The 3,858-nt window shown below is 55.4% G+C and carries 2 protein-coding genes; both read left to right on the top strand.

All coding sequences use genetic code 11. The annotated features are described in order from the left end of the window. The first annotated feature begins 1,694 nt into the window (after positions 1 to 1,694). Complete coding sequence (locus ACR65J_RS20950; protein ID WP_440172716.1) at positions 1,695 to 3,005, top strand: hypothetical protein; 1,311 nt, start codon at positions 1,695 to 1,697, stop codon at positions 3,003 to 3,005. Positions 3,006 to 3,574: 569 nt separating this feature from the next. Further along, positions 3,575 to 3,858 (top strand): Wzz/FepE/Etk N-terminal domain-containing protein (locus tag ACR65J_RS20945; RefSeq protein ID WP_440172714.1); only part of this gene is annotated, 284 nt, incomplete at its 3' end.

The raw sequence follows: 3,858 nt of genomic DNA, 5'->3' as shown, positions 1-3,858 counted from the left end.
CAAGCCGTCGCGACCCTGAATGCAATTAATACCTCGTTCCTGGGCGTAGTCGTCAACAAGGCCGGCAGGACCGAACGGCCCCGTGGCGGCAGATCTATTGCCCACGGCACGCACCGGTTGCAGCCCCGCAAGGGCTTTTTCATTCACCACTCGTAGGACGAAGTGTCCGGCCCTCCGTAAGTAACCGCAACAAGGTCGTTCTCAAGCGTTGACTTGAATTGGCATTGATCCATCGATCCCAGGCAATTCAGTCTTGTAACTTAAAGTGAGAAGTGTTGTGAGTAGAATACAAGTACTTTTGTCCTCGGGCCTTGGCGCCATAACAAACATTGCACCAACAATTTCTGCACTTTTGCTCTTCTCGGTGCATGAGTTCGGTGTATTCGCATTCTTATACGCCGTTTTTGCTCTCGGCTGGTCGGTTTGCCTATCTGTGGTTTGTGATTCATTTCTGCGTACTTTCAAGGGAAACAGCACTTGGGCGGAGTATTCGTCGGCGCTCGTTGGCTTGTCGATTATCTTCACTGCAGTCGGACTCGTCGTCTCCCTATTCATATACCCAGGCGTCGTTCCGGCGTTCTTTGCATCGGGAGCCATAGGGCTAGGTATCTATCGGCTCGGTGTGCGCTTTTTCAAATCTGCCAGACTCAATGCCAAGTCCGTACTCTTGGCCGATGCGTGTTACCTGTCTGTCTTTCTCTTCGCACTCTTCGGCGCTATGGCCATTGGGGTAAACGTCCTGACGTCACATTCCGCCGCATGGATTGGCGCAGGCATAACGAACCTCATCATCTCACCGCCTGTCATGTCGAATCCAGTCAAGGCACTCTCGCGCTGGTGCAAGACCAGGTGGTCAACCATCCGGACGCTACTATCAGATTCAGTCTTCATGGATTTGGGAGCCATTATGTCGCCAATGCTATTACTACCCGGATTGGGAACCCATGGATATGGAATTTATCGGGGCATTTCAAGCGTTGCATCGCCAGTTCAGCTTCTTCTCGAGCCGATAAGGCCAAATTTGGCTCAGATGTCTAGGGCTCATCGAACTGGCCTGAAGCTGCTGGTAGGAGTTCTCACGGCTGGCGGGGCGATGTCTGTCGCTTGTTTCATTGTACTTCTGTCACTTAGTCACTTTCACTTGGTGCAAGGGACACTCGCGGAGCTTTCTGCGTTTGCTGTGCCGTGCTCAATTTTCGTCTTCACAAATTTCTTGGGTCACGTCTACTACTTGCTCAGTAGAGCGCATGCGTCGGCGCACGGGATCCGCACCGGTCGAGCTGTACAAACGGTGCTTATCATTGCCGGTCCACTGGGCGGCGCGGCACTTTTCGGGCTCTCAGGTGCGGTTTGGGGATTTGTTGGAGCCACCGTAGTTTCCTCGATAACCTGGGCATCGCTCATGCTGACATCCGAAGGGCCAACGCGTTGAGTTAATCATCGTGCGGGCTCACACCATTCCCGTTAGCGCCGTCCTAGAAAACGTGTAGCAGTATTTGCCGGACGGCAGTCAGCGATAGATGAATGCGAGAGTCCACCCGGCTTACGGTTCTTGCTAAATGTTCTGCGTGATCGGCGCTTTATGCCGCTGGTCTCGCCGCACTTCGTCCTGGACAATCAGCAACAAGTGCAGTCATGCAAATATGGATCATCTCAGCTGATCCGTTACTTGCGCCAGTACCTATCATGGGGTCATGACTGAGAGAAAACCAGTTGGGGCGAGGTTAATGCGCTTGCTGGCTGTCGCGTCGTTCACCTTCCTGCTGCTGATGCCGGTGTCGCAGGGACAGTTGCTCGTAGTCACTTTCGCAGTGATGATTGGAGCCGCAACGATGACGATTGCGGTCGAGCGAAAAGTTCTGACGCTGCCGCTCATGGGGGTGGCCTTCTTCACTCTCTTGCTGGGGATGTTCGGGCTCCTCGTCGGGGCGGACAATCCGGGGCTGGTCAATTCAGCAGGCGTGTTCGTCATCGCCCCAGTTGTGTACTTCATCAGCATCTCGGCTATCGACCAATCCACCCTCAAAGCCCTCCTCACCACGTGTGCAGTCATGACGGTGGTCGCTGGGCTTTATATTCTGGTGTACGTCGGTGGCGAGTTGAAAGTCATCCCCCAAGTTATCCCGACGAGTGTCCTGGAACTGACCGGGGCCGGGTTCGGTCAGATTGGCAACGGAACAGAGATCCGTTTCTACGGTCTCTCAACGCTTGCTGCGTCCGCGCCAATGTGGGTGCTGTCACTGGCAGTGAAGCGCGACGATGTATTGCCAAACCTCCCCCTACGGGCTGCGGCGGCGATGGCTGGAGTCGCGGGGGCCATCTTGGGTGGACGCCGCGCCATCATACTAGCCTTGGTACTGGTTCCTCTGATTGCTTGGGTATTGAGGCGCATTGCTACGCGACCGGGCCCGGCGGCTGTTTCACCCGTCCAAGCAACGGCAGGGATTGGCGCCATTTTCGTCATTATCCTTGTTGCGCCGGCCATTATTGCAAACCCGATCGTGGTCAACACTGGGGGTTCGCTCGTATCTTTCTTCTCGGGCGTCGAGGTGGATGTGAGCACCAGTCAGTCGACGCGTAGCGAGCAAGCCGACCAACTTACACGGGCATGGTTGCAGTCGCCTCTTTGGGGACACGGACTGGGGGCGACTATTCCAGGCTACTTTCGCAGCGAAACCCAGCCTTGGCAGTTCGAGCTGCAGTACCACGTGCTCCTCATGCAGACAGGCGTGATCGGTGCGCTCCTCGTCGCGGCAATCGTCGTTATGGTGGTTGTCTCCGCTAAAAAAGCTTCTCGCCTCCGCCCGGATATGAATCCAACGTTGACAGTAACCCTTTGTGCGGGCGTCGCTATGCTCATCGCCAATTCCACCGATCCCTATCTTCAGGCTCCCGCACATATGTGGGCTATTTTTCTTCCGCTCGCGGTTATCAACGTCATGCTCCGCGATCCCGACCCGGGACACATCAAGTCAGGAACGCTGCCCAACCTTCCAATTACTTGAGGCGTGACGGTCTCCGCACAGACTAGAACCGCTATACCTAACTCCCCACTTGCAGCCGCAGCGGCATTCTCTCCAAATTTCCACTGAATGATCCGCTGAGTTGATAGGTGGTGCTGCATCCGAGTTGCACGCCTCAATAAGATACGTGCTTTGAAGTGGCCCGTCTTCGATGGCCTCAATCAGTGCGGAGCGCTTGGTGTGTTTCATCCCGGTTCTTGAAAAATTTTGCCTTCCCGGTGGTGGTGCCGACGGCAATGAAAACTTCAGGCTCACTCACCCAGCTCCACCCCGTCCGGTAGCGCTTTTTCTCCGTGCGCCTGAACGCCCTTAACCACGTCTGGAGTTCGTCTTCCGCCAGCTGATCTCCCTCGCCGGGATAGAGCGCCTTGACAAACTTGCGGACGCACTCGCTTGCGGCGACTTTCCCAGCCGATCCTCGTGTGATTCTTCGACACCTGTTTCATGCTCATTTCTCACTCGTCAGGTTGAGTCTGGCCTTTAGAGCGTCTGCGTGGTCTAATGAACGGTGCCCACAGGTACGCTTTTGTGCGGAAAATACTGGGGAAGCGATGGAGCTGGAATTCTGCTTGCGGGTCGTACGGCGACGTTGGCCCAGCATACTTGCTGCCGTCGTGCTGGGGCTTGCGCTTGCTTTAGGAATAGTTCTCGTTCGGACCCCTTTGTACACGGCGAACAGCCACCTTTTCGTTTCTGTAAATACCAGCGTTCCAGCCGCTGATGTGGCTCGAAGCAATGCTTTTGCGGAAAAGCGAGCCGCGTCGTACGTTAGCTTGGCAACGAGCGCTAAGGTGCTCGGAGCCGTTGCCAAAGAACTTGATTTGAGTGGGGGAGC

This window comes from Arthrobacter sp. SAFR-044, assembly GCF_059414985.1.
The sequence above is the reverse complement of the archived record's forward strand: the minus strand, read 5'-3'. Positions and strand labels throughout refer to the sequence as shown.

What these genes read in the sequence shown, in the direction of transcription:
- ACR65J_RS20950 (WP_440172716.1), top strand. Translation starts at nt 1,695, where the DNA reads ATGACTGAGAGAAAACCAGTTGGGGCGAGGTTAATGCGCTTGCTGGCT.